The 26,361-nt window shown below is 52.5% G+C and carries 25 protein-coding genes, 1 tRNA gene and 2 pseudogenes; 1 reads left to right on the top strand and 27 read right to left on the bottom strand.

From position 1 onward, the window contains the following. Positions 1-86: 86 nt before the first annotated feature. The 27 genes and pseudogenes from THEVEDRAFT_RS04080 to THEVEDRAFT_RS03950 all read right to left on the bottom strand — a co-directional run bounded on the left by THEVEDRAFT_RS04080 (position 87) and on the right by THEVEDRAFT_RS03950 (position 24,727). A pseudogene (locus tag THEVEDRAFT_RS04080) lies at positions 87-2,052 on the bottom strand (TRAP transporter permease). Between the two features lie 108 nt (positions 2,053-2,160). Beyond that, a complete protein-coding gene (locus THEVEDRAFT_RS04075) occupies positions 2,161-2,571 on the bottom strand; it encodes a DUF1850 domain-containing protein (protein WP_281054560.1) in 411 nt (136 codons plus the stop codon). Positions 2,572-2,724: 153 nt separating this feature from the next. Beyond that, positions 2,725-2,801, bottom strand: a tRNA-Arg gene (locus THEVEDRAFT_RS04070). 58 nt (positions 2,802-2,859) lie between these two features. Next, positions 2,860-3,816 carry a riboflavin biosynthesis protein RibF gene (gene ribF / locus THEVEDRAFT_RS04065; protein ID WP_006583454.1) on the bottom strand — a complete coding sequence of 319 codons (957 nt, stop codon included), beginning with the start codon at positions 3,814-3,816 and terminating at the stop codon, positions 2,860-2,862. A 22-nt stretch (positions 3,817-3,838) separates the two neighbouring features. Further along, a complete protein-coding gene (gene truB, locus THEVEDRAFT_RS04060) occupies positions 3,839-4,750 on the bottom strand; it encodes a tRNA pseudouridine(55) synthase TruB (protein ID WP_006583453.1) in 912 nt (303 codons plus the stop codon). Further along, a complete protein-coding gene (locus THEVEDRAFT_RS04055) occupies positions 4,719-5,717 on the bottom strand; it encodes a DHH family phosphoesterase (protein WP_006583452.1) in 999 nt (332 codons plus the stop codon). The genes truB and THEVEDRAFT_RS04055 overlap by 32 nt, the downstream gene beginning before the upstream one ends. Continuing rightward, positions 5,714-6,124, bottom strand: a complete 411-nt coding sequence (gene rbfA, locus THEVEDRAFT_RS04050; protein ID WP_006583451.1) for a 30S ribosome-binding factor RbfA — start codon at positions 6,122-6,124, stop codon at positions 5,714-5,716. Before rbfA ends, THEVEDRAFT_RS04055 begins: the two co-directional genes overlap by 4 nt. Further along, positions 6,105-6,431 (bottom strand): DUF503 family protein, encoded by a 327-nt coding sequence (locus THEVEDRAFT_RS04045; protein WP_006583450.1) that lies wholly within the window; start codon positions 6,429-6,431, stop codon positions 6,105-6,107. The genes rbfA and THEVEDRAFT_RS04045 overlap by 20 nt, the downstream gene beginning before the upstream one ends. 25 nt (positions 6,432-6,456) lie before the next feature. Further along, entirely contained in the window at positions 6,457-8,436 is a 1,980-nt protein-coding gene (infB, locus tag THEVEDRAFT_RS04040) for a translation initiation factor IF-2 (protein WP_425358273.1), read from the bottom strand. Positions 8,437-8,446: 10 nt separating this feature from the next. Further along, positions 8,447-8,788, bottom strand: a complete 342-nt coding sequence (locus THEVEDRAFT_RS04035) for a hypothetical protein (protein ID WP_216593062.1) — start codon at positions 8,786-8,788, stop codon at positions 8,447-8,449. Then, positions 8,775-9,071 carry an RNase P modulator RnpM gene (rnpM, locus tag THEVEDRAFT_RS04030; protein ID WP_006583447.1) on the bottom strand — a complete coding sequence of 99 codons (297 nt, stop codon included), beginning with the start codon at positions 9,069-9,071 and terminating at the stop codon, positions 8,775-8,777. Before rnpM ends, THEVEDRAFT_RS04035 begins: the two co-directional genes overlap by 14 nt. Positions 9,072-9,073: 2 nt before the next feature. Continuing rightward, positions 9,074-10,183, bottom strand: a complete 1,110-nt coding sequence (nusA, locus tag THEVEDRAFT_RS04025; protein ID WP_006583446.1) for a transcription termination factor NusA — start codon at positions 10,181-10,183, stop codon at positions 9,074-9,076. Positions 10,184-10,221: 38 nt separating this feature from the next. Then, complete coding sequence (locus THEVEDRAFT_RS04020; protein ID WP_245522730.1) at positions 10,222-10,650, bottom strand: ribosome maturation factor RimP; 429 nt, start codon at positions 10,648-10,650, stop codon at positions 10,222-10,224. A 177-nt stretch (positions 10,651-10,827) separates the two neighbouring features. Beyond that, positions 10,828-11,007, bottom strand: a complete 180-nt coding sequence (locus tag THEVEDRAFT_RS04015) for a hypothetical protein (RefSeq protein ID WP_006583444.1) — start codon at positions 11,005-11,007, stop codon at positions 10,828-10,830. 13 nt (positions 11,008-11,020) lie between these two features. Then, positions 11,021-12,496 carry an IMP dehydrogenase gene (gene guaB, locus THEVEDRAFT_RS04010; protein ID WP_006583443.1) on the bottom strand — a complete coding sequence of 492 codons (1,476 nt, stop codon included), beginning with the start codon at positions 12,494-12,496 and terminating at the stop codon, positions 11,021-11,023. A gap of 37 nt (positions 12,497-12,533) precedes the next feature. Then, positions 12,534-13,202: a septal ring lytic transglycosylase RlpA family protein gene (locus THEVEDRAFT_RS04005; protein WP_156787104.1), complete on the bottom strand. Its 669-nt coding sequence runs from the start codon at positions 13,200-13,202 to the stop codon at positions 12,534-12,536. A 59-nt stretch (positions 13,203-13,261) separates the two neighbouring features. Further along, positions 13,262-14,395, bottom strand: a complete 1,134-nt coding sequence (gene ispF / locus THEVEDRAFT_RS04000) for a 2-C-methyl-D-erythritol 2,4-cyclodiphosphate synthase (protein WP_245522729.1) — start codon at positions 14,393-14,395, stop codon at positions 13,262-13,264. Between the two features lie 32 nt (positions 14,396-14,427). After that, entirely contained in the window at positions 14,428-15,567 is a 1,140-nt protein-coding gene (locus THEVEDRAFT_RS03995) for a PIN/TRAM domain-containing protein (RefSeq protein WP_006583440.1), read from the bottom strand. A 47-nt stretch (positions 15,568-15,614) separates the two neighbouring features. After that, positions 15,615-16,217 carry a recombination mediator RecR gene (recR, locus tag THEVEDRAFT_RS03990; protein ID WP_006583439.1) on the bottom strand — a complete coding sequence of 201 codons (603 nt, stop codon included), beginning with the start codon at positions 16,215-16,217 and terminating at the stop codon, positions 15,615-15,617. Continuing rightward, positions 16,218-16,523, bottom strand: a complete 306-nt coding sequence (locus THEVEDRAFT_RS03985; protein ID WP_006583438.1) for a YbaB/EbfC family nucleoid-associated protein — start codon at positions 16,521-16,523, stop codon at positions 16,218-16,220. A gap of 93 nt (positions 16,524-16,616) precedes the next feature. Then, the gene (locus THEVEDRAFT_RS03980) at positions 16,617-18,323 is read right to left on the bottom strand and encodes a WecB/TagA/CpsF family glycosyltransferase (protein ID WP_006583437.1); all 1,707 of its coding nucleotides are present in this window, start codon (positions 18,321-18,323) and stop codon (positions 16,617-16,619) included. A 53-nt stretch (positions 18,324-18,376) separates the two neighbouring features. Continuing rightward, on the bottom strand, positions 18,377-19,666 hold the full coding sequence (gene serS / locus THEVEDRAFT_RS03975) for a serine--tRNA ligase (RefSeq protein ID WP_006583436.1): 1,290 nt from the start codon (positions 19,664-19,666) through the stop codon (positions 18,377-18,379). 5 nt (positions 19,667-19,671) lie between these two features. Beyond that, positions 19,672-20,160 carry a 6,7-dimethyl-8-ribityllumazine synthase gene (ribH, locus tag THEVEDRAFT_RS03970; RefSeq protein ID WP_006583435.1) on the bottom strand — a complete coding sequence of 163 codons (489 nt, stop codon included), beginning with the start codon at positions 20,158-20,160 and terminating at the stop codon, positions 19,672-19,674. Between the two features lie 81 nt (positions 20,161-20,241). Then, positions 20,242-21,488 (bottom strand): annotated as a pseudogene (locus tag THEVEDRAFT_RS03965) (bifunctional 3,4-dihydroxy-2-butanone-4-phosphate synthase/GTP cyclohydrolase II). Next, complete coding sequence (locus tag THEVEDRAFT_RS03960; RefSeq protein ID WP_040825294.1) at positions 21,472-22,173, bottom strand: riboflavin synthase; 702 nt, start codon at positions 22,171-22,173, stop codon at positions 21,472-21,474. The pseudogene THEVEDRAFT_RS03965 and the gene THEVEDRAFT_RS03960 overlap by 17 nt, the downstream one beginning before the upstream one ends. Next, positions 22,155-23,288: a bifunctional diaminohydroxyphosphoribosylaminopyrimidine deaminase/5-amino-6-(5-phosphoribosylamino)uracil reductase RibD gene (gene ribD, locus THEVEDRAFT_RS03955; RefSeq protein ID WP_006583432.1), complete on the bottom strand. Its 1,134-nt coding sequence runs from the start codon at positions 23,286-23,288 to the stop codon at positions 22,155-22,157. Before ribD ends, THEVEDRAFT_RS03960 begins: the two co-directional genes overlap by 19 nt. Then, positions 23,285-24,727: an excinuclease ABC subunit UvrC gene (locus THEVEDRAFT_RS03950; protein WP_006583431.1), complete on the bottom strand. Its 1,443-nt coding sequence runs from the start codon at positions 24,725-24,727 to the stop codon at positions 23,285-23,287. The genes ribD and THEVEDRAFT_RS03950 overlap by 4 nt, the downstream gene beginning before the upstream one ends. 115 nt (positions 24,728-24,842) lie before the next feature. Between THEVEDRAFT_RS03950 and cysS the strand changes: the two genes are divergently transcribed. Beyond that, positions 24,843-26,246 (top strand): cysteine--tRNA ligase, encoded by a 1,404-nt coding sequence (gene cysS / locus THEVEDRAFT_RS03945; RefSeq protein ID WP_006583430.1) that lies wholly within the window; start codon positions 24,843-24,845, stop codon positions 26,244-26,246. Positions 26,247-26,361: the final 115 nt, after the last annotated feature.

The following is a 26,361-nucleotide window of genomic DNA, read 5'->3' as shown; positions in this document are numbered from 1 at the left end:
TTGCTAAGCGCAAGGGGCGCTCTCAAGTGATTATACACCAACCACACAACTTTAAAAGTTATCGGTCACACCCTGTCTAAACCCACCTAAGAGCTTGCCTTTCTAGCCTTCATGGTCTGCCAGAGGTGGATGACCACCAATATTGAAAGACCCATGATGTCAGTCTTAGTACCCGGTATCAGCAAACCAAGGGCTCCGATCATGGCCAATATCCTAAAGGGCCATGACATCTCGGCCTTATAAAACCCTATGGTGGACATCCCCAAGAGGAATATACCTATCACCGCAGTGACAACCGCTTGGGCAAAGGGCAACGGCTCATACCCTATTAGCAGTATCATGGGGTTGTAAACATATATGTAAGGCACCAAGAAGCCTGCCAAGGCCAGCTTAAAGGCGGTAAACCCGGTCTTCATAGGGTCAGAGCCGGCTATTCCAGCCCCAGCATAGGCAGCCAGCGCAACAGGGGGGCTAAGATCCGCAGCAATCCCAAAGTAGAAGACAAACATGTAGGCCGCCATAGCGGGAACCCCAAGCTGAAGAAGCGAGGGAGCGACCATCATGCTGGTTATTATGAAGTTGGCTGTGGTAGGAAGCCCCGTACCCAGCAAGATACTGGAGACCATGGCGAGCACCAGGGTGTTCAAGAGCTTTCCACCCGATAGGGCAATGATAGTACCCGCAACCCGAAGGGCCAGGCCGGTCAAAGTAGCCATGCCGACCACTATGCCAACGGTAGCACAGGCGCAGGCAACACCAATAGCCCCCCTAGCACCAGCCTCAAAGGCCTCTATCAGGCGCTTGGGCGTAAGCCTGGTATCCTTGTTAAGGAAAGAGAGCAAGTAACTGGCAATGATGCCGTTGAAGGCGGCCTTCAACGGGGTGTAGCCAGCCAAGAGGAAGTACACGATGACCACCAGGGGGATCAAAAGGAACCCCTGGGACTTCAAAAGTGGAAGCAACGGCGGCAGCTGATCCCTAGGTATGCCCTTAAGCCCCAACCGGGTAGCCTCCAGGTGAACCTGAACAAGCACTCCGCCATAGTATAGGAGCGCCGGGACTATGGCTGCGATGGCCACCTCAATGTAGGGCACCCCCAATATCTGAGCCAATATGAACGCTCCAGCCCCCACTGACCGGAGGCATTATCTGACCACCTGTGGAGGCCACCGCCTCAACGGCTCCTGCAAAATGGGGTTTGTAGCCCACGCTCTTCATCAGAGGTATGGTAAACATGCCGGTAGTACAAACGTTGGCCACGGAAGACCCGGATATCGTCCCCATAAGACCGGAGCTCAAAACCGCCACCTTGGCAGGGCCACCAGTAGACCAACCAGCTAAAGCAAGGGACAGGTCTATTATGAACCGCCCCATCCCAGTCTTCTCAAGCACCGCACCAAAAAGGATGAACATGAACACAAAGGTTGAGGAAACACCAAGGGGAACCCCAAATATCCCCTCGGTACCCAAGTACATATGGTTAACTATTCGAGGGATCGAAAAACCTCGATGAGCCAATATGGACGGCATGCTCCTACCAAAGTAGCAATATATCAGGGAGAGCAGCGCCAATATCGGCAACACCGGGTTGGATATCCTTCGGGTAGCCTCCATGAGCAATGCCATGGTCATAAAACCCATAGCCAGGTCCATGGTGGTGGGAAGACCAGACCTGGCACTTAAGGCGTCAAAGTTGATAACTAGATAGAGGGAACCATATGCAGCCCCCAGAGCAAGAAGCACGTCGTACCAAGGGATCTTATCCTTTGCAGACTTACTTGATATCGGGTAGAGCAGGAACACGAGAGATAGGGTGAAAGCCAGGTGCACAGCCCCCTGTTTAACCGCATCCAAAAGGCCAAACCCAGCAGTGTAGAAATGGAACACCGACATAGCAACCGCTATGACAGTCACTAAAGCCCCCTGCCAACCCTTAAGGCTTCTAAACCTCGCCTCCGTATCATACTTTCTAACTATCTCGTCGATATCGATCGTACCGCCACCCGGACTATCAGCAACCACATTACCAACCTCAAGATCCTTCTCGCTCAAATCCACCTACCCCCATTCTACAGCCAACAAATAGTAAAGCTTGGGAAGCTAACACTTGACACAGGCTAAAGTCCATGCCCCTCGCTCAGCATCACCCCCCCAACCTAATCACCTTGCTTCCAAACGGAAATTCAATACCCTATTTGGGAAAACCTTAAAAAGATCCCACCGCTCGCCGCAAAAAAACATCTGATTCTTACCAAACATTGCATTGCCAACCCTGTATCTAAAATCATCAGGAAGTGGACGTCTTCCCCCTAAAAATACATCCCACTCCCCATCTCTTAGGAAAACACCCCCCACGGGGACCTCCGTTGGAATACCGGCATTGTAAGTCCTAACCGCAGTGCTCCATATCCAAAGCTTGCCATCACAGATAACCACTTGATCCTCCATCTGGGACCTCTCCAAAGAATGCTCGGAGCGCAATACCAACCTTGAGCCAAGATAAATAGGCAAACTAAAAACCTCTACACCACGCTGATCCCTCACAACTAGCTTGAACCCAAGAGGGACCATTTGGATAGACAACGATAAGAGCATCGCCAAGGGAAGCAACCATTTGAGCATACACCAAACCCCGCCACAAAAAACAAAAAATAAAAATTAATCAGCCATTTAAGGCCAAACTAAAAGCCCTGACATGGCTACCACGTCAGGGCTGTCGCATCATGGCGGGCCCAGCCAGAGTCGAACTGGCGACCTACGGCTTAGGAGGCCGTCGCTCTATCCTGCTGAGCTATGGGCCCGCACATCACGGCGTACATAATACCCAGCCATATCCACCATGTCAAGGATCTGGTCAATTTACGGAATTTTTTTCGCCTTCATCACAACGGGCATTTCGTCAACTAACACACTACCCATGTGCTCTATAAACCCTTGAGGCACCTCGATAGAAATTCGGCGAGCCTCCTCAACATCCCTCTCCATCTGCTTAATCAATTCGCAGGAGGAGCTAAATCGCCTTTCATCCCTTATCATCTTCAACGGAAATATAACGATATCAGAACCATATATATCCTCATGAAAACCGATAAGGTGAGCTTCTACCCGGAGGGAACGAACCCCTTGAAATGTGGGGTTATATCCTATGTTCAAAGCAGCGCCCCGCCACTCCCCCCCTACCCAGGCGACAGCTGCATATACACCCCTGCCAGGAATGAGTTTTGCGTGAGGAAGTGATATGTTGGCGGTGGGGAACCCCAAACCACGTCCCCTGCCATCTCCACGAACAACCCTTCCCAGCATCATAAACGGATATCCTAGCAACCTATTCGCCTCGTAAACGGCCCCAGATTCCACAAAACCCCTTATCCTGGTGCTGCTAACCAACTCTCCATCCAGCTCAAGGCACTTAAGAGCCTTGAAAAACCAACCCCGGCTAGCGGAAAAATCCCTTAAAAAACCTATGTCTCCAACCCTTCCACGACCAAAACGAAAATTCTCCCCCACCACTATCCCAGATGGGGCTAGCTTCCTTTCAACCACATGAAGGAAGTCACTCGGCGACATCTCCGCTACAGACCTATCGAAGGGGATCTCCTCCATAACAGGCACCCCAAGGTACCTCGACAGGATCTTTCTCTCCCGCCTGCTGAAAAGGAGACCCATAGGCTTATCTAAAAGGACCTCTCTTGGATGAGCTGTAAAGGACAGGACGCCCCAACCTCTTCCCCTCTCCTTGGCAGCTCTCCTAGCCTCCTTCAGAAGGAGCTGATGCCCAAGGTGAAACCCATCGAAATATCCCATGACCCATATCATGAGGCCAAACCCCCGATATCGATTAAAGCACCATATTCACCATGCAATCCAGCCGCCCCCCATCGGCAAGCCGATATATACCACCACCGGCCGAATGCCTCACAAGAACCGCACCACCGGCTATGAGCCCCGGGGAGATACGGAAACCCACAAGATCCCTAGCATATATGAATCCACCATTAACGCATTGCTTGTCCAAACGCTCCGGCACCTCACCAAAGGGCAAAATGGAGAGGACCTCAGAAGCAGGTATTACATGGGCAAGCAGATCCTCCTTGCAAAGATCCCGGGCCACTGAAGATGGCAACGCATTTTCCGAAGATAAAGGGCCAACAGAGGTCCTGCGAAGCTTTAACACCGATGCAGAGGTCCCAAGGGCCGTCCCGATATCCCTGATCAGTGACCGAATATACGTACCCTTGCCACACAACACTTTAAGGGAGAACACCCCATCAGCATCGGGATACCTTAGTACATCTATGCGACGGATCATAACCTCCCTAGGGGCTATGTCCGGTAGCTCACCAGACCTGCTGATCTCATGAGCCCTTCTACCTCCTACGTGGACCGCGGATATAGCAGGAGGACGCTGAAACCTGCAACCCAACATCGAGGCTATCACACGATCCATCTGCTCCGGTGAAATCCTAGGTGGCTTCTCTCGTTGAATGACATGACCTGTCATGTCATCGGTATCAGTGGAGACCCCCAGCACCCCGTCAACAAAGTATTCTTTGGTAAAGGACATTACAATCTCAGACAGACGGGTAGAACGCCCTACAAGTAGGACCAAAAGCCCGGTAGCCCCTGAATCCAAGGTACCAGCATGCCCCACCTTAACGGACCTGCCAAGCTTCAACCGCATAAGTTCCACACAGGCGGTGCTTCGAAGCCCCTCCTCCTTATCTATCAGAAGAAATCCACTGAAGCACATGAGATACCAGCTCTCCTAAAAGCATCCTGGCCCCCTCCTCCGGAGACATATTGAGCCTGAACCCTGCCGCTCTTTCATGGCCTCCGCCGCCGAACAAAGCCGCTATCTCCCTGGCGTTGACAGGCCTACGGGTCCTAAGACTCACCCTTGATACATCCCCACAATCCCGGCTAACCATGGCACCCACCATGGACTTGGGGGTTGAGAATATCAAATTGACCAACCCTTCGGTGGAAGCGGGACCGCAACCGCATTGTCTAAAATCATCCTCGTCCAACCAAGACACCACGACTAAACCATCACCCGATGAGGCAACCCGACACAAGGCCTTGCCCCACAGATGAAGTATCCCCTCATCCATCGACCTGTTCAACGCATCATCCAAAAAGGCTACGTCAACACCCCTGGACAAAAGAAACCCCGCAACATCAAAGGTCACAGGAGTCACCGAGCTAAACCTAAAGAAACCCGTGTCCGTGGCAATAGCAACGTAAAGATCCGTTGCAACCGACCCTGATAGGGGAATATCAAGATCGCGGAACATGCGAGCCACCATCTCACCCACCGCCGCAGCGGATGGATCAACCCAGTTGTAATCCCCAAAAAACGTGTTGTCCCCGTGGTGATCCACGTTTACCACCACATCCCCGCTCAAGCGGGGTATATACTCCATGGCCCTAGTGAAGTCGCTCAAGTCTAAGAAAAACCACCCAACAGGGTCATCTCCCAAGGAGGACCTTACATCTCTTGGATCACTGAAACGGATATACTCCCCAGAAGAACTGAAAAAACTATATATCTGGGGCATGTCACTAGGACCACACCAAATGACCTTCTTGCCCATGGACCTTAGAACCGAAGAGACTGCGCTTCCACAGCCCAAGGTATCCCCATCGGGTTTTTCGTGAGATACAACTATCCATCGTTGAAACTTCTCCACGAGGTCAAAGAAGGGGATCGGTGTCACTCTAAACCCTCCTCATCCTCCCACTCATAAGACATTTCATCCTCCTCATCGGCGTTACGGGAAGGCTCTACAAGGGATAAGCGGTTTAACAAAGCTTCCACTCGACCAGCCCGGTCTTCCGTGTCGTCATAAACAAATCGGAACTCCGGTATCTTCCTAAGCCTCATCTCCTTGCCCAAAAGCCCCCTAAGGAGACCTCCAACCTCTTCAAGGCCGGCCTTGACATCCCCAACGGTAGACCTATCAAGAACCGTAAAGTAGACCTTGGCCACGCTAAGGTCCTTGGAGCACGAAACGGCGGTCAATATGGCCATCTTGGCCTTCTCGTTCTTAACCCTGCCCTGGAGCAGGACCGATATCTCCCTTAGAAACTCCTTATTAAGTCTTTCAATCCGAAAACTCGTCATCGCAGAAAACCTCTTCCCAAAGATTCAGGATCTCAAGGCCATTATCCTCCGCCATGCGGGTCACAAACGATTTAATGGCTTCGATCCTTCCTTTCAGCTCGGAATTACAAGAGCTTGCCACAGCGAAACCGAGGGCAACTGCCCCTGGAGCGCCATCGGGGCTAAGGTCCGCCATGGAAACGTTGAACTTGCCTCTGGCCTGATCCAGAACAGAACGGATCCAACTCCTTCGATCCTTTAGGCACGAGAACTCAGGGCCCTTAAGCTCCACCCTCAAGTAACCCATCCATCCCCTAAGTCCTTCCATGGCGGACCCCCCGTAACTAAATTATTTAATCCAGGTGACGCTTTTCCTTCACCAACTCATAGGCCTCCACCACATCTCCCTCCCGGAAGTCCTGGAAGTTCTGGAAGCTCAAGCCACACTCATAACCGGCGGAAACCTCTCTTACGTCATCCTTAAACCTCTTGAGGGTGGCCAAGGCACCCTCCCATATAACAACTCCCTCTCGGATGAGGCGAACCTTGGCGTTGCGCCTTATAAGCCCCTCCTGAACGTAACAACCGGCGATCTTACCGACCTTAGGCACCTTGAAGACCGCACGGATCTCCGCCTGACCCAGGATGTTCTCCCTGATCGTGGGGGACAGCATCCCTTCCAATGCAGCCTTAACGTCGTCCAAGACGTCGTATATGACCCTGTAAAGCCTTATCTGAACCCCTTCGTTCTCCGCTATCTTTTTGGCATTGGCATCGGGCCTGACGTTAAACCCTATTATTATTGCGTTTGACGCAGAGGCCAGCATCACATCGCTCTCCGAGATCCTACCGACCCCTTCGTGGACTATGTTTATCCCCACTTCATCAGTGCTCAGCTTCAAGAGAGAAGACCTGAAGGCCTCAACAGAACCCTGAACATCACATTTGAGAACCAGGTTAAGCTGGGGGGACTCTCCACCTTCCTGCATCCTCTCGTAAAGCTCCTCCAATGTAAGGCGGGACTCCTTCTTAACCTCTGCGCTCCTCTTCTCCTGAAGGTGCATCTGATAAAGCTCCCGGGCCTCCCTCTCATCCGCAACCCGCTCAAAGGTCTCTCCGGGCTGAGGCACCGACTCGAAACCCAATATTTCCACCGGAGTGCTGGGACCCGCCGCATCAATGAAGTTACCCCGGTGATCCAACATGGCTCTTATCTTGCCCCACGTGGAGTTCGTCCTTATCACATGCCCCCTACGGAGAGTTCCCTCTTGGACTATCACCGTGGCCACGGGCCCCTTACCCTTGTCCAGGTTTGCCTCCACCACCGTCCCCCTAGGCTCCCCGTTTGGATCCGCCTTGAGTTCCTCCATCTCAGCAACCAAAAGGACCATCTCAAGCAGCTGATCCACGCCCAACCCGGACTTGGCAGCCACCTCCACCATAACGGTATCTCCGCCCCACTCCTCTGGCACCAGGCCGTGATCCGAAAGCTGCTGGCGAACCCTATCAGGCCTAGCCTCCGGCTTATCCACCTTGTTTATAGCCACTATTATCGGGACCCCCGCCGCTTTCGCATGGTTAAGGGCCTCCAGGGTCTGAGGCATTACCCCGTCATCCGCCGCCACCACGAGTATCGCAATGTCCGTAACCTTAGCCCCCCTGGCCCTCATGGCGGTAAAAGCCTCATGACCTGGCGTATCCAGGAAGACTATCCTCTTCCCACCATAGTCAACCACAGAAGCCCCTATGTGCTGCGTTATGCCTCCCGCCTCTTTGTCCGCCACCTTGGTCTTCCTTATAAAGTCCAGCAAGGTGGTCTTGCCATGGTCGACATGACCCATGACGGTCACGATCGGCGGCCTCGGCTGCATCTGGCCGGACGGGGCCGCAACCTCCTTTTTCGTCTTGGGCTTACCCTTTCCGCCTGACGACTTCTCCCCCTTGGTCAACCTGGTATCCCCTGGCTGATTTAGACCAGCCTCGGCCCCTTGGGATGGCTCAAAGACAACTCCAAAGTGCTCGGACAAAACTGCTAAGACCTTCTCATCCGCAACCGCGGACGCTGGGGCCATCATGCCAGCCTCAACCAACACCTTAACAACTCCACCAGGGGTCTGCCCCAATGCCTTAGCGATATCCCCAACGCTGCATCCAGGCCTATACTGCACCCTCTTAGCCCCTTGAGATTTATCTTCTACAGCACGTCCTCCCCCAAGAACCGTATCCTCCACCAACTGCGCCACGTCGGCATCTATAGAACTCATATGAGTCTTAACATCCACTCCCAAATCCTTCAATATATCCATCAGTTCTCCGTTGGACTTCCCCAACATCTTAGCCAACTCATAAACCCTTATCTTGCTCAACAGTATCACTCTCCCCTTCTAAAAGAGACGCCAACGACCGCCCCATTGAATCCGACAGGGGCACCGCTAAAACGTAAACCGCACGGGTTCCCAGCAAATAACCCATCTCAATAGAATTAATATCATTTAATATATACACAACACAGCCAATACGGCGAAATTTAGACGCCAGCTTGTCGGGGCAGTCACCGGAGATGAGAACCGCCCAGTCGCTTGGTTCATTGCCAACAGCTTTAACCACCCTGTCTTGGCCATAGGCTATAACCCCCCGACGCCTCATCAATCCGATAAGACCGCAAAGCTTCTTAGTATTGACCATCAAACGGTTCTGCCTCCAAGGCCTTAAGCAAATCCTCCAGTTCCCTTATAACCTCAGATCCCACTTCTGTACGAAGCGATCTCTGGAGGGCTTTCCTCTTGACCGCCAAAGCAAGACACGACAACTTAGGACACAAGTAGGCCCCCCTACCAGGAGCCCGACCGGACCTGTCAATGCTTACCTTGCCCTCTGGGGACCTAACAATCCTCACAAGTCCTCTCTTGGGAGCCTCGGTACCACATCCAACACAACGTCTCGGACGGCGCCGCTTCCCCTGTTCCACTCCTAGCCCCTCTCTCCGCCTGCATCGGCCATGATGTCCTCAAAAAGGTCCTTCAGGGTAGGAAGCCTCTCTGGCTCCAACACCTTAATATCTATCTTCCATCCCGTAAGCCTAGCGGCAAGCCTCACGTTCTGCCCAGCCTTACCTATAGCCAAGGAAAGCTGATCCGGTCTCACATATACCCTGAAGGCCTTCTCCTGATCAAGCAACGGCTCCACCTTAACCACCTTGGCCGGAGAAAGGGCGTTCCTAACGTATACCATGGGATCACTACTCCAGGATATGACGTCTACCCTCTCGCCACCAAGCTCATCCATAACCGATTTTATCCTCGTTCCCTTGGGACCCACACAGGCCCCTACAGGATCTACGTTAGAGTCAAGGGATTGAACCGCCACCTTGGACCTGCCACCAGCCTCCCTTACGATGTTCTTTATCTCTATGATGCCATCCCTTATCTCCGGAACCTCCAACTCAAAAAGCTTTCTCAAAAACCCAGGATGAGTCCTTGACACCACTATGCGAGGTCCCTTGGTGGTCTGCCTCACATCCAAAAGGAAGAACTTAAAGCGATCCCCAACCTTGTAAGACTCCCCAAGGATCCTCTCCTCTCGGGGAAGTATGGCCTCGGTCCTATCGTTCAAACGGACCAGGATCTGGTCCCCCTCTATCTTAAATATTACCCCCTGTACCAGGTCCCCAGTTTTATCCGCAAATTCCTCAAAAATAACCTGCCTTTCCGCGTCCTTTAACCGTTGAATTATGACCTGTCTCGCGGTCTGAGCAGCTATGCGGCCGAAGTTCTCGGGGAACACCTCTATCCTTATCACATCCCCAATCTCCACGTCCCCAAAACCCATCCTCCTGGCATCCTCTAAGGATATCTCAGTATCAGGGTTATCCACACAAGATACCACCTGTTTGACTTCTGATAGGAATATCTCCCCATTCTCAAAGTCTATAAAGACCTCTACGTTCTGATTTCCTCCCTTAAACTTCCTGTAGGCGGACACCAAAGCAGCCTCCAGGCTGGACGATATTATGTCAAGCGACAAACCCTTCTCCGCCTCGAGCTGCTTAAGGGCCCTGGCGAAATCCCTTCCCAAGATCATAAAAATACTCCCCCATTTCCTTTAATCTAGCTTAAATTTCAATCGCAAAGCCTGGGATTCTTGAGCTCATCCCACAGACAGATCAATTCCTCTCCCTCTTGATAGAGCCTTACCCTGCCATCAGACATGACCTGATCTATGAAAAAGGTCCTCTTCTTGCCTTTGCCCATTGATATCCTTATCTTCCGTCCCACAAAACGCCTGAAGTCATCCAAACAGATCAAAGGCCTTTGAGGACCCGGCGATGAAACCTCCAGATAGTACCTCTCCTTTATGCCCCCATCCTCCCGCTCATCCAGCAGTTCATTAATACGCCTGGAAACCGATTCACAATCAGAGAGGCCGATCGGGCAGTCCGACGAATCTATGGTCACCCTTAAAATTTGGGCCCCCATCTCCCTAGTGACCTTAACCTCCACACATATGTATCCCATCTCTTCCACCATGCGTCTTATATCATCACGCAATCGAAATCCTCTTGCGACCAACACGGTCACCTCCGTGGCAAAAGGGTGGAACAAAAAACGAAGAGTGGGATATAACCCACTCTCCAACATCCAAGACCACCTACTGTGGAAATATGCCAAACGCAAATGCTAATCCTTGCTGATTATATTACACAATCTCTCCCAAGGGAAGAACCATCACAAGTTCATGTCCGCGGTGAACTCCGCCCACCAATCGTCAATGCCCATCAAAAAATCATCTTCCGGCATGCTCTCCAGAGAATCATCGCTTAACACGTCAAGCTCCAGATCTGGGAGCATCATAACACCATCCTTATAAACATCGCTAAAATCCTCGGGAACGTGAAACACCCTCAACGGGAATCACCCCCTATTCCACCCAATAGTTCGGAGCCTCCTTTGTTATTGTAACATCATGCGGGTGGTTCTCCTTAACCGAGGCAGCGGTTATCTTTATAAACCGGCTCTTGGTCTGAAGTTCCCGGATATCCCTGGCGCCAACATATCCCATACCAGCCCTGATGCCACCTGCCATCTGATAGACCACAGACGCCAAAGACCCTTTATAAGGAACAAGCCCCTCTATCCCTTCGGGCACAAGCTTGTCCTCCACGGTTCCCTCCTGGAAGTAACGGTCCTTACTGCATCCCTCTTTCATGGCACCAAGGGACCCCATGCCCCGGTAGCTCTTGAACGATCTCCCCCTGGAGATGACCACCTCACCAGGACTCTCCTCTGTACCAGCAAGGAGAGAACCTATCATAACCACGTCCGCCCCTGCGGCTATGGCCTTAACTATGTCCCCGGAATAGCGAATACCTCCATCCGCTATGACGGTCCCCCCCATGGAATGAGCAACCTTAGCAACGTTCATTATAGCTGCCACCTGAGGAACCCCAATACCCGCCACCACCCGGGTAGTACATATTGAGCCAGGCCCTATACCCACCTTAACCGCATCAGCCCCAGCCTCAATCAACGCCTTGGCAGCATCTCCAGTGGCTATGTTCCCTCCTATTATCTGCAGCTTCGGATACCGCTTCCTCAACTCCCTAACGGTATTCAAAACCGCCACGGAATGCCCATGCGCTGTGTCAACCACTATCACGTCAACCCCTGCCCTAACCAAGGCCTCAGCCCGCACCAGGGAATCCGTTCCAACTCCTATGGCAGCCCCTACCCGAAGACGCCCATGCTCATCCTTTGCAGCGTTCGGGAACTCCTTGGCCTTTTGTATGTCCTTTATGGTTATAAGCCCCTTAAGCTTCCCCTCCCCATCCACTATGGGAAGCTTCTCAATCTTATGCCTCATCAGTATGTCCTTGGCATCATCAAGGGTCGTACCGATCGGGGCAGTTACCAGCCCCTCCTTGGTCATCACCTCGGATATGGGCTGTCCATAATCGGTCACAAATCTAAGATCACGATTAGTTATTATCCCAACCAAGCGCAGCCTATCATCAACTATGGGCACCCCAGAGATGTGATAGTGCGACATTAAATCCACCGCATCCTGAATCTTGTCCTGCGGATAGAGGTAAAAGGGATCCACTATAACCCCCGATTCCGATCTCTTGACCTTATCAATCTCGGCCGCCTGGCGCTCTATAGGCATGTTCCTGTGAACAATACCTATGCCACCCTCCCTAGCCATAGCTATGGCCAACCGGCTCTCCGTAACCGTATCCATGGCGGCACTAGCTATGGGTAAGTTAAGTCCTATCATAGGGGTAAGATTGCTCCGAAGATCCACCTGAGACGGCAGGACCTCGCTGTAAGCGGGCTCCAAAAGTACGTCATCAAACGTAAACCCCTCGTACGGAACAAAGCGATCACCTAGACTCATGCAAACACCTCCGTAAAGTTATAAAAAAAGCTGGGCCCTACCTCCCGCCCACCCTTTTGACGTGACCTATTACCTCCACCAAAACCTTAGCCACTCCCTGGCTCTTAAAACCCAGTAGTTCCGCTGCAGCCCTGGATACGTCCAATATCCGTCCTCGGTGCTCCCTAAAACGGTCTACAACTCTAACCACCACCGTCTTACCTGAAGCCAGATTTTTTATCCTTAGCAGCGTCCCAAAGGGCAGATCCTTAGCAGCCGCAACTAACTCATTGCCGGAACATACTTCCCCGTTGGCAAACTTCCTGCCAATCATAGACTCTCCACCATACCAGGATATGGTCCCCTCCGCCGTTCTTCCTCCCCTAAGGGTAAAACGCTCATCCATTCCAACAGGGGCTCCCTTGCCCAACACATCGTAAATCCTTGACAGCATCAAAAGGGCTACAAATTTAGGAGGAAGCCTCAAAAGACCGGAATGATCCGATTGGGCCTCGATAAGATCTCTTCGCCCAACCTGAAGAAACCATCGATCATCCCGCCTCGCGACCCTAAGGTCGGACAGGCTGAATCCACTGGATAAAACGCCATTTAAAGCATCGGAGGCGGATCTAGCATCCACCTCCGATGAAATGGGAAACCTCCAGATCTCCTCCCCATAGAGAAGCCATACCGCCACACCGTCGCCGATCACAACCTCGGATGCCACGCCTCCTAACGTAGAAGTCGCCGCCCCTAAAAGGAATAGAACAGAGAAAATGGCGGACGCTAAAGCCCTGAACACCTCAAAGTGGCCACGGAATGACAAATTACGCACTCCCCCCTGCCCACCGATCCCACATGTTCCCCGGATTTTACCTTAACATTGATCAAATTCAAACCCCCAAAAGCCGAGGAAATTTCCGACTTAATCGGAGATATCCAAGAGGAAAGTCTGGGAACTTGAGCCATTATGGTAACGTCCACCCATTCCACCGTGAATCCAAGCTCAACCACCCTCGCATAGACCTGCCTCAAGAGATCAAGACTATAGGCACCACGATAGGCCTCATCAGAGGCGGGGAAGAGGGTACCTATGTCAGGCTCTCCCGCCGCACCAAGTATTGCGTCCGCAATCGCATGACATACTACATCACCATCGGAATGCCCCAAAAGACCCATCGGAGCTCCTTCAATGGTCACCCCTCCAAGCACCAATGGCCTTCCAGGCACTAGAGGGTGAACGTCATAACCATGACCACATCGGAATCCTAATCCCCCTGTCATAGCCACCGCCACCTTCCAATCCCAATCCTCCGTCACCTTAAAAAGCTTTCTGTCTCCCTCAACCCAGCCGATATCCCACCCGGCGTCAAGCCACGCCTCTGCCTCATCTTTAAACCCCCCACCCCTTAAAAGGGCGCTAATCAGCCTCTCTCGATCAAATGCCTGTGGGGTCTGGGTGAGCAACAACGACGACCTGTCCAACGTGCCCTTAATTACTCCGTCCTTGACATATCGAACGGAATCATTACATCTAACCACTGGGATTGCCGCCCCAGTCTCCTCCGCCACCTCCATCAACCTCAGGCAAAGGTCTTCGCTAAGGAACGGTCTTGCGGCATCATGAACCATTACCATATCACCTGAAGCAGCCCCAACACCAGCTAGGACTGAAGCATGTCGATCGATACCACCTGGCACAGTGACCAGTGGCATAGGCCCCAAAAGTTCCCCAAACGCGCACCTAATGGACGAATGATCCTCCATGTCCGAAGGAAGTACGAGTATAACTTCCCCCATGGCTCCCATATCCCAGAGAACCTTGGCGGTTCTGCAACTCCAGGCCCAAAGGGGGAGCCCCCCAAGAGACCGGAACTGCTTTCGCGTCCCTCCAAGCCTGCTCCCAGTTCCAGCAGCCACACACACAAACGACCAGGATGATCTTCTGATGCTCATCGCCTTATCCTGGCAAATATCATCCTTCCCGCCGATGTCTGCAGCATAGATGTCACCACCACATCCACATGGCTTCCGATGTACCTCTGCCCATCCTCAACCACTATCATGGTACCATCCTCAAGATAACCCACACCCTGGTTTGGCTCCTTCCCCTCCCGAATGACATCAACCCTTATGTTCTCTCCAGGCAACAGCATAGGTTTAAGGGCGTTTGAAAGGTCATTAACGTTGAGGACACTAACCCCTTCTATTTGGGCTATCTTGTTCAAGTTATAGTCCGTTGTCAGCACACACCCGTCTATCCTCTTGGCTAGGGCAACGATGGCCTCATCAACAACGTCCCTCTCAAGCTCTTTCATTGGGACATCCATTATCCTGAGATCGTCACCGAGGTGCTGTTGCATCCTATTTACCACGTCAAGCCCCCTCCTTCCCCGGGCCCTCTTTATCGGGTCCGAGCTGTCCGCCACCCCCTGAAGCTCTGATAGGACAAAGCGGGGAAGGATGAGCGGTCCCTCGATGAAACCCGTGGAGACTATATCAGAGATCCTTCCATCTATTAAAATGCTGGTATCCAAAACCTTGGGCTTCCTATAACCGTAACCATCCCCCTTGTCACTAACCTCTGCCTTTGGGACCTGGCCAGACTTCTTGGATCGGAAGTTGATTTTCCCCCTTATGGAGCCAGCAGAGGAGAAAAAGGCCCATATGTCATCCCTGCGCCTTAAGGACAACCTAACCCCCAAGTACCCCAAAGCCACGTTGATCAGGACAGCTAGGTAAACCCCCACAACGGGCACCCTGGACAAGGGAAGGGCTATCAAATTAGCCAAAACAAGGCCAAGGGTAAGGCCCATCAAGGATATTAATATTTCATGAAAACCGAATCCCTGCAGATTAGCCTCGAAAAGCTGACCCATCTTCCCAAGCCCCATCCAAAAAACCGGGGTAAGCATAAAACCAACCAGTGCAAAGAAAAATACGAAGAAAATTACCCACCCCACCGGGTGATAACCTATAAAAGCCCCTATCTCTCCGCCATCTGCCAAAATAAAGCCCGCAAGCTGATACCCCACAACGCCACCCAACACGGCCAACAGGAGCCTTATAACCCCCCTCATGATCCTAAACATATTACAAACCTCCAAAAATATATAAATTTAAATAAAGCCAACGGGGCCTAAAGGCCCCTGCGCCCCTCCATTGCAAGCTTCAAAGTGGCGCTATCCACAAAACCTATGCTCCCTCCAACTGGGATCCCAAAGGCCAGACGAGTAACCCTTACCGGAAGGTCCACTATGGCATCCCTAACCGCCATGGCAGTGAGCTCCCCCTCCACACTTGGATTAAGCGCCAATATGACCTCTGATACTCCCTCCTGGACAAGCCTCCGACGCAACGCATCCAACCTATCGCTCGGGATCTCCTCTCCATCCAGCGGGGAGAAACGACCTCCAAGCACGTGGTATCGGCCGTCAAACACCCCGTGTCTCTCAATCACCAAGCTATCTTCTACAGTCTCCACCACACAAATGATCCCATTAGACCTTTTAGGATCCGCGCAGATAGGGCAAAGCTCCTCCTCCGCAAGCCCCCCACAAATCCTACATGGACGGACCGCGGTCTTCGCCTCCAGCAAATCCCTGGCGAGATCTTCAACCCAACCAGAGGGCTGCTGAAGAACGAAGAACGCAAAACGCCTGGCCCCCTTCTCCCCAACCCCAGGGAGCCTCTTAAACTTCTCTATAAGCCTATCTACTACAAAAACACCAGTTGAACTCAATTAGAAACCTCCAAATCCAAGACCGCCAGTCAACCGGTTCATCCGCTCTGAAGCAAAATCACGACTCTTCCTCAGGGCATCGTTGACCGCGGATACCACAAGGTCCTCAAGCATCTCCGGATCCGATGGATCGATAACCTCCTTAGATATCTTCACCGAGAGAAGATCCCCCTGTCCATTAACCCGTGCAGTCACCATGCCCCCACCAGAAGATCCCTGATGTTCTGTCTTAGCCAGCTCCTCCTGCAACGTGGCCATCTGAGCTTGAACCCTTTGGGCCTGCTTGAAAATCTTATCTATCTTCAAAACCACCATCTCCTCTTCATAAAAATCAACTAATAAATAGACAAAACCAGAAGGGGATTAACCCCCCTGCTGCTAAATTCAAGACAGATACTGCTAATCTTGTCTCTCTTCCCTCTTACCAAACAGTTTTTCCCAAAGGACGAGGAATGCGAACTTGGGCAACCTCGCTACCCTGCGTATCCTCCAGGGCTCCTGGATGGTCCTGTATAACCATTCAAGCCTCAGGCGCTGCCATGACACAGGAGCACGCTTTAGCCTCCCGGATATCACGTCAAAGCTTCCTCCAATTCCAACCCCTACCACGCCAGGAAGCCGCCCATGGGCCTTCAACACCTTGAACAGCCACTTCTCCTGGCGGGGGACTCCAAGCCCCACGAACAAAACCCTAGCTCCACTGGAGGCTATGGATTCTATCACCTCCCCTTCCTCTGAATCCGGGAAGTAACCGTCCCTACATCCGGCCACCACAAGCCCAGGATGCCGTTCCAACAACCGCTGAGCCGCTAACTCCGCAACTCCTGGCTTACCTCCAAGAAGAAACACCCCCCACCTCTCCGATGCGGCCAACCGGCAAAGGTGGTCAACGAACTCAACTCCAGGTATCCTCTCCGATAAGGGATTCCCCAGCAGTTTAAATGCCTCAATTAAACCGCTGCCATCCGGGAGCACCAGATCCGATCGATTCAGAACCTCCCTATACTCCGCATCCTCCCTGGACCTTAAGGCCCCCAACGCATCCAGGGTACATATGAGACAGGATTCCCCCTGAGACACCATCGCCCTTACCCTGCCCAAAACGTAGTTAAGCGTAACGTTATCCACATGAACCCCGAATATCCGTGGACGCCTGCTATGGGTCAAAACAGAACCTCCCCATCTTAAAAAGGCATAAAGTCCTCCTCCCAACAACAAAACACCGGGCAGCACCAAAAGAGGCACCTGCCAGGGACCATATCGCTGAGCGGAGAAACCCAAAATACCAAGACAAAGGCACGTGAAGGACACCATATATACCGCCATTGGGTGATCAACACCCCGGTTTATTAGGGCCCTGTAAAGGGTCACGTTCCCCAACTGCCGCCTCACCAAGGAGGTTCCAACCACCCTAAGGGAGGTTTCCATTATTGGCACCAGGAAAAGCCCAAGGGGCATCAAAAACAGCGCAGAAAAGGCCAACCCCTTAGAAGCTCCAAGCACCGTTATGCCTCCCATTATCATACCCCACATGGAAGTCATCTGCTCCCCAAGCCTGCCGTAGACGTGAAGGTGACGGCTCCAAAAGGTTCCTATCAGAACCAACCCGGCCAAAGAAGCGTATATCACCTCGTTCCACCCCGGAGAAGATGTGACGACTCCAAGAGTCATCAACAACCACCCAACGAAAAGCAGGCTTCCCCCAAGACCTGGTATCTGATCCACTTCTTGGAGAACAAGCGGGAAGAGGGAATACCAAAGGGCGCTTAAAATCACCGCTACCCCCTGCGGAAGGTAAAGGAAAACACCTCCAGGCATTCCTATGAAGTTTATCCTTGGTCCAAAGAGGGCAAGCAGGAGCCCCAATAGCAGAAACAGGGGTCTGAGTTCAAAAGAACGCTGCATCTTCTGGCAAAAGCCCAGAAACAACCCTCCCATGCCAGCTATTATGACCCACTTGAGGAGCCCGCTTCCAGACCAAATCCCCACCATGGCCCAAGATGCCAGCATGGTTATGTCCTTAACGTAGTAGTACTGATCCCTGTCCAAATGGGGCTTGAAGAACCGCTGAACCAGCAATCCCCCAAGCCCTAGGACCAGGATCAAAGAAACTTGAGACCAAAAGTCAATATTCACCAAACCACTGACCCCAAACAAAACTAAGCATTACCACTGCAAACCGGGACTATCCGCTTGACCCCTCCCATGTAGGGCACCAATGCATCGGGGATATCAACGGACCCATCTTGCCGCTGGAAGTTTTCCACTATGGCCAGGAGGCACCGCCCAACCGCTATCCCAGAGCCATTTAGGGTATGGACAAATCGCGGCTTGCCCCCTCCCTTCGGTCTGTAGCGGGTGTTCATTCTCCTGGCCTGAAAATCCTCACAGTTGCTGCACGAACTTATCTCCCGATAACACCCCTGAGATGGCAGCCAGACCTCTATGTCATAGGTCTTGCTGGCTCCAAATCCCATATCACCGGTGCAGAGGCAAACAACCCTATACGGAAGCCCAAGCCCCTTCAACACGGACTCCGCAGAAGCGGTAAGCTTCTCAAGCTCATCGTAACTGTCCTCGGGTTTGCATATTTTTACAAGCTCCACCTTGGAGAACTGATGAACCCTGAGCATACCCTTTACATCCCGCCCATAACTACCGGCCTCTCGCCTAAAACATGGGGTGTAAGCAGTGTAGTAAAGGGGCAGCTGTTCCTCCTCCAGTATCTCCCCCCTGTGAAGGTTCGTAAGGGGAACCTCCGCGGTGGGGATGAGCCACAGGTCATCGTTGGCACAGCGGTACAGATCTTCCGCAAACTTAGGCAGCTGACCAGTACCAGTCATCGTATCGGTGTTAACGAGAAAGGGAGGGGATACCTCAGTATAGCCGTTCTCACAGTGAAGATCCAACATATACTGGATCAATGCCCTTTCCAACCGAGCACCCAGTCCCCGAAGAATCACGAACCGGCTCTCCGCCAAACGGACCGCCCTTTCAAACTCCATTATCCCCAAGGCCTCGCCAACTTCCCAATGGGGCTTGGGAGTGAAGTCGAACTGCCTAGGCTCTCCCCAAACCCTGACCACCGGGTTGCAAGTCTCATCCTTTCCTACCGGGACGGATTCATGCGGCCTGTTGGGCATCCTAAGCAAAAGACCGTTGAGCTCCTGCTCAACCGCAGACAGCTCACTCTCCAGCACAGAAATCCTATCTCCTATGGCACGCATCTCCTCCATAAGATCCTTGGGTTCTTCCCCCCGGCGCTTCATCTCCCCAACCCTCCGGGAACCCTCATTGCGCTTGGCCTTCAGATCCTCAACCTCCGCCAGGATCTGCCGACGCCTTTCATCAAAGGATATAAGCTGATCTAGCGGGAAATCGGAGTTCCGAGCCCTTAAATAAGATCTCGCCTCTTCCAGGTTATCCCTTACCCATCGAAGGTCCATCATATGAACTACTCCTCCCCCTGTCCCTGGTCCTTTCGGATTTGATCCAAAAGCCTTGCCATCTCAAGGGCGGTCAAGGCCGCTTCAGCCCCTTTATTCCCGGCTTTGCTGCCAGCCCGCAACAACGCCTGCTCCAGGTTATCACAGGTAAGAACCCCAAAGGCCACAGGAACCCTCTGATCCAGGCCCACCGCCGCTAAACCCTTGCTAGCCTCCGCGGCCACATAGTCAAAATGGGGAGTATCTCCCCTTATTATCGCCCCTAATGCAACTATCCCATCATAACGACCAGTAAGGGCCAGCTCCTTAACCACCAGGGGGATCTCCCAGGCCCCGGGAACCCAAAAGACATCCACATCCTGGTGCCTTACGTCATGTCTAAAAAGAGCGTCCTTGGCCCCCTCCAAGAGCTTCGATGATATCAACTCGTTGAACCTGGAAACCACCACCGCAAACCTCAACCCAGTGCCTATTAACTTCCCAGAGTAAACCCTCACGTCGGAACCCCCTTAATATCCAACAAAATTAAAAGCAAAACCTCAAAACAAAAGGCAACTAAGCGGGGCAAAAGAGATCAATCAAAGATGAAGATGGTGCCCCAGCTTACAGGACTTGGTCTTCAAATATCTCTCGTTATGAGGGTTAGACGGGATCTCTATGGGCACCCTTTCTAGGATCTTAAGGCCATAACCCTCTAAACCGACTATCTTCCTCGGGTTATTGGTCAACAATCTTATTTCCTTAAGCCCCAGGTCAGCCAATATCTGGGCCCCCACACCATAGTCCCTTAGATCCGCTCCGAACCCAAGGGCCTCATTGGCCTCTACTGTGTCCATACCCCTTTCCTGAAGCTCATAGGCTTTAAGCTTGGCAAGCAACCCTATACCTCGTCCCTCCTGCCTCATATAGAGGAGAACCCCAGCCCCCTCCTCCTCTATCATCTCCATGGCCCTATGAAGCTGCGGGCCACAGTCACAGCGGAGCGAGCCAAGGATATCCCCGGTAAAACACTCGGAGTGGACCCGCACCAAAACACCGGACTTACCCTCCACTTCCCCTTTTATCAGTGCCATGTGAACCTTATCCGGGTCTTCATCCAGCACAAACCTGTAACCAATGGCCCTAAAGTCACCGTAGGCAGTAGGGAGATGTATCTCCGCCTCCCGCCTTACCAACTTCTCCCTCCGGCTCCTGTATCTTATGAGGTCCTCAATGGAGATTATCATGAGCCCATGTTCCCTGGCGAAATCCACAAGCTGAGGGAGCCTTGCCATGGTCCCATCCTCGTTCATGATCTCACATATCACCCCTGCGGGGGAGAGGCCCGCGTACCTGGCTAGATCAACCGCCGCCTCGGTATGACCCGCCCTCTTTAAAACCCCACCCCTCCTGGCAATAAGGGGGAAAAGGTGCCCGGGCCTTCTGAAGTCCTCTGGTTTCGACTTGGGATCCGCCAACAATCGGGCTGTTAACGCCCGCTCTTGAGCCGATATGCCGGTAGTGGTCCCCTCCTTGGCATCAACGCTGACGGTGAACGCGGTTTCGTGAAGATCCGTGTTCCTCTCCACCATTGGGGCAAGATCCAACCTTCTAGCTATCTCATCATCCACAGGAGCACATATCAAACCCCTGCCATACTTAGCCATGAAGTTTATGTCCTCCCCACGACAGAACTGGGCAGCCATAACAAGGTCCCCTCGTTCTCTCGCTGGGCATCATCAACGACTATCACCATTCCACCTTCGGATATCACCCTAAGAGCCTCTTCCACGCTCCCAAGGACACCTCCAACAGCATCCTCTGCCACTCTAACGCCCCCCAACATCCCATCCGTAAAGGGCCAGCTTATCGTAGCTGATCCCGCCCTCCTCTAAACCCACATCAACACCCTCACCGGGCTTCATCGAAGCACCGCCGAAGATGCCAAGCCAACGCATCACATATTTACCTATTATATCCCCCTCCAAGTTAACCTTGTCCCCAATCCTAAGATCACCCAGACAGGTCCTTCTAAGAGTTTCGGGGATAAGCCCAACGGAAAAAGCATCATCTAGGGCATCTATAACGGTAAGGCTAACGCCGTCTATCGCAACAGACCCCTTGGGGACCACATATGGAGCAAACCACCGTGGCACCGAAACCCAAAGCTTCCTCCAGCTGCCCTGCGCCTCCCAACTATCGACAATACCAAGGCAGTCCACATGGCCTTGAACTATGTGCCCGTCCAGCCTTCCGTCCAATCGCATGGAAAGTTCCAAGTTCACCCGATGCCCCGATTTCAAACTACCCAACTTAGTTCTTTCCACCGTCTCCCGCATCATCTGCGCAACAATCCTGGTGCCTTTAATGGCGGTCACAGTGAGACAAACTCCGTCCACGGCCACCGAATCACCTATGGATACCCCACTTAAGAAGTCATCCACCGAATCAACCTGCATCTCCCATACGTCGCCACCCACCGGCTTGACCGAAACCACCTTACCAACAGCCCCTATAAGGCCGGTGAACACCTTAATACCCCCTCGAGCCAAAGGTCATGCCCCGCCTGGCGAACCATGTGGTCCGTGATCTCTACCCTGCTACCAAGACCTTGAATGGCAAAGGATTCGAAAATCTGAAGCCCCCTGCCCAGTATAGAAGGGGCTACGAACAGGGATACCATGTCGCCAAGACCGCTGTCCACAAAGGCCCCTAGCACCCTGGCGCCACCTTCCACAAGCAGGTTGTTAACCCCAAGCCTTCCAAGCTCCAACAAAACCTGACTAAGGTCCAGCATTCCGCCAACGCTAGGGACTTGAATCAGCGTAACCCCCATGTTGCGAAGGCACGTCAACTTCTCCATAGGGGCCTCCTGTGAGGTGAATACTATCCTCTCTCCCCCTTTAAGCACTTTGGCCTCCAGGGGTATTCTTAGGTGCCCATCAAGGACTACCTTTTTAGGGCTTTCACCATCCAATGCCCTAACGGTAAGCTCCGGGTCATCGTTCATAACTGTATTTATACCCACAAGGACCGCATCGTGCTCTGCCCTCAGAAGGTGTGCTTTCTGCCTCGCCATGGGACCGGTTATCCACTTGCTCTCACCGCTATCCAGACACGCAGTTCCATCCACAGACAGAGCACCCTTTAACGTGACCCAAGGCCTCCCCAAGGTAATCCGCCTTATAAAACCACGATTAATCCACTTACAGTCTCTCTCCAGCACTGGCCCTATCACTTCAACCCCGCTTGACTCTAAGATCCTAAGCCCCTCTCCGTTCACCTTAGGGTTTGGATCCCTAAATCCATAAACCACTCTTGATACCCCAGCCTCTGCAAGCCTTGGGGCACAAGGTGGGGTCTTCCCATGATGGGCGCACGGTTCAAGGGTGACGTAGGCGGTGCTACCCCTCGCCTTATCCCTCGCCATGGCCAAAGCCTCAACCTCCGCATGAGGCCCCCCGTATCTTCGGTGATAACCAATACCCACCACCTTTTCATCCCTTACCAACACACAGCCCACCTTAGGGTTCGGGCTTACCGAAACCCCTCCCCTTGCTGCAAGGCTTAAGGCCATGCGCATAAAATATATGTGCCTTTTGGACTCCCCCAGGGACTCCCTATTAAACTCTTTCAGGGCCTTCAATCCTTCCCCTCCTTCAGATGTTCCAATATGATCCTGGCAAGTTTCTTGCCGATACCGGGCATGGCCATGAGCTCCTCTTCCGAAAGCCTCGCTATGTTCTTAACGCTTCCAAATCGGCTCAATAACTGGGAAGCCCTGTTCGGACCAACACCTGGTATCTCCTCCAGTCTGGTATGCCTCATTCTCAGACGTCTGTTTTCCCTATGGGAGGAAACGGCAAAGCGATGAGCCTCATCCCTAACCATCTGAAGCATTCTAAGAGCCAAGCTCCCCTCTCCCAACCGCAAAGGCTGGTCCTTCCCAGGAAGATATACCTCCTCCTCCTCCCCCTTCGCCAGGGAAACGGTGGGGATCGACAACCCCATATCACTGAGAACCTTTAAAGAAAACTCCAGCTGTACTGGTCCGCCATCTATCAATATCAGGTTGGGTAGCACCTCGTCTTCAGAGGCCCTTGAGAACCTACGCCTTAAAACCTCCCCCAGGGCCCTAAAGTCATCACCCCCAAAGTCCCCAAGGTTATACCTCCTGTACAAAGATTTGTTAGGCCTACCCTGCTCGAATACCACCTTAGAGGCCACCGTGCTAGTCCCCTTAAGATGCGATATGTCATAACCCTCTATGCGCCAGGGGATCACCTTAAGCCCTAAGATATCCTGCAGGGAACACAGCAATGGAAAGTTATCCTCATCCCCAACGTGAGCAGAAGGGGATTGCCTGCCAACCCTCCATATGGCCCTTATCATATCCCTTATCTGGGCAGCCTCTTCAAAAGCAAGCCTATTATACGCCGCGTCCTCCATCTTGCGCCTCAACCGTTCCACCAAATCAGCCCCACGCCCCTGAAGAAGCATGACCGCATCGGACACTATCTGAAGGTACTCCCCCTGGCTACAAAGTCCAGCACAGGGGGCAAGACACTTACCTATTGAGTGATATACACACGGCCTTCTATCGTAAGGGGGTTCTATGGGGATGGAACACTTACGAAGAGGGAAAAATCGATCCAACAGGCGCAAAAGCTCCCTAAGCTCCCTCACCCTAACATAGGGACCGATGAAAAGACCTCCCCCTGACTTGACTCTGGTAACCGTTATCCTGGGGAACTTCTCTTCGGTCACCCTTATGTAGGGATAACGCTCTGACATCTTAAGCTCCACGTTGAAAAAGGGCTGAAGCTGTCTTATCAACCTGGCCTCGAGTATCAGCGCCTCAGCCTCGGTGGCGGTCCTAACCACCGATATATCCCTCACCATCTCTACTAGTTTCCTAAGCCTTGGAGACGCAAACCCCCCATGTCTAAAATACGACATCACCCTCCTCCTCAGGGCCTTGGCCTTGCCCACGTATATGACCTGGCCGTCCTGGTCTCTCATTATGTAGACCCCAGGCCTTTCAGGAAGGGACTTAACATAATTTATCAACCGTTCTTCCGCCATCGGCTCCCTCTACCTTGCACCACAAAGCTGTTTTTAAGATCCCATTGGGCTTTGATTCTTTGCCTATCCTGATATAGGATAACACAATAGCCAAACAGGCGAGGGAGGTATAGCCGTGGCCTTTAATATATTTAATGATCTTACTAACAAAAAGGAGCCTTTCGTGCCAGTAGAGGAGGGCAAGGTTAGGTTCTACGTGTGCGGCCCCACAGTTTACGATTACTTTCACATAGGCAACGCAAGACCATTTATAGTTTTCGATGTTATGCGCAGATACCTGGAATACCTAGGCTATCAGGTTAAATACGTGCAGAACTTCACCGACATAGACGACAAGATGATAAACCGGGCCAACGAGATGGGGATTACGGTTAAGGAGCTGGCCGACAAGTTCATAGAGGCCTACTACCAGGATGCAGACGCTCTGGGCATAAAACGTGCCACGGTAAACCCCAAGGCCACTGAAGAGATACCTCACATCATAGAATTAATAGAAATCCTCATACGCAAGGGACACGCCTACCAGGTGGATGGGGACGTTTACTTCGACGTTAAAAGCTATCCCGCCTATGGGAAGTTGATACGTCAGGACCTGGAAGAACTTCAAGCCGGAGCCCGCATAGACGTAGATCCAAGGAAACGACATCCCCTGGACTTCGCCCTATGGAAAGCGCAAAAGCCTGGGGAACCCGCCTGGGAAAGCCCCTGGGGTTTGGGACGGCCGGGATGGCATATCGAGTGCAGCGCCATGTGCAGGCATCACCTGGGAGAAACCATCGATATCCACGGAGGCGGTTGCGATCTCGTGTTCCCGCATCATGAGAACGAGATAGCCCAGTCAGAGGCCGCCACGGGAAAGCCCTTCGTCAGGTACTGGGTTCACAACGGATATCTCATGATAGATAAGGAAAAGATGTCAAAGTCCCTTGGGAACTTCATGACCGCCAGGGACGTCATAAGCAAGTTCCACCCCCTGGCCGTAAGATTATTCATGCTATCCGCCCATTACAGGTCTCCCATAAACTTCTCAGAGGACAACCTGCGCCAGGCCCAAGGGGCCCTTGAGCGGCTGAGGAATGGGTGGGCAGAGATATCTTTCGCCCTTAAGAGACAGGACTCCGGGGGAATATCGGAGGAACTAAGATCCGCCGTAAGGGAAAGCCGGGAACAATTCCTGAATGCCATGGACGATGACCTCAATACCGCAGAAGCCATAGGTGCTGTTTTCGCTCTGATAAGGTCCGCCAACTCCCATATAGGCTCCCAGTCACCGTTGGACCTTGAGGCATTAAATGAAGCAGCCCGGTTCTTGCAGGACGTGGACCGGATAATGGGCATCATCGGGATAGAAAATGCACAAGCCCTGGATCATGAGATAGAGGAGCTAATACATCGTAGGAACCAGGCGAGGAAAGAACGCAACTTTAAAGAGGCAGACGCCATAAGGGACAAGCTGCTCAGCATGGGCATAGTCCTCGAGGATACACCCCAGGGGACCAGATGGAAGAAGATTCGATAAAAGCCTCGTGCCCCTGAAGGCTAAGGCCCAATAAACTAAGACATAAACGGTTAGGAGGGAACATCCCCCCTAACCGTTTATGTAAAGGGCTCGCTATATATTTACAGAACGCACG

Origin of the sequence: Thermanaerovibrio velox DSM 12556, from assembly GCF_000237825.1 — a bacterium.
Classification (GTDB): domain Bacteria; phylum Synergistota; class Synergistia; order Synergistales; family Synergistaceae; genus Thermanaerovibrio; species Thermanaerovibrio velox.
Note: the sequence above shows the minus strand (reverse complement) of the source record. Positions and strands in the feature narration are given on the sequence as shown.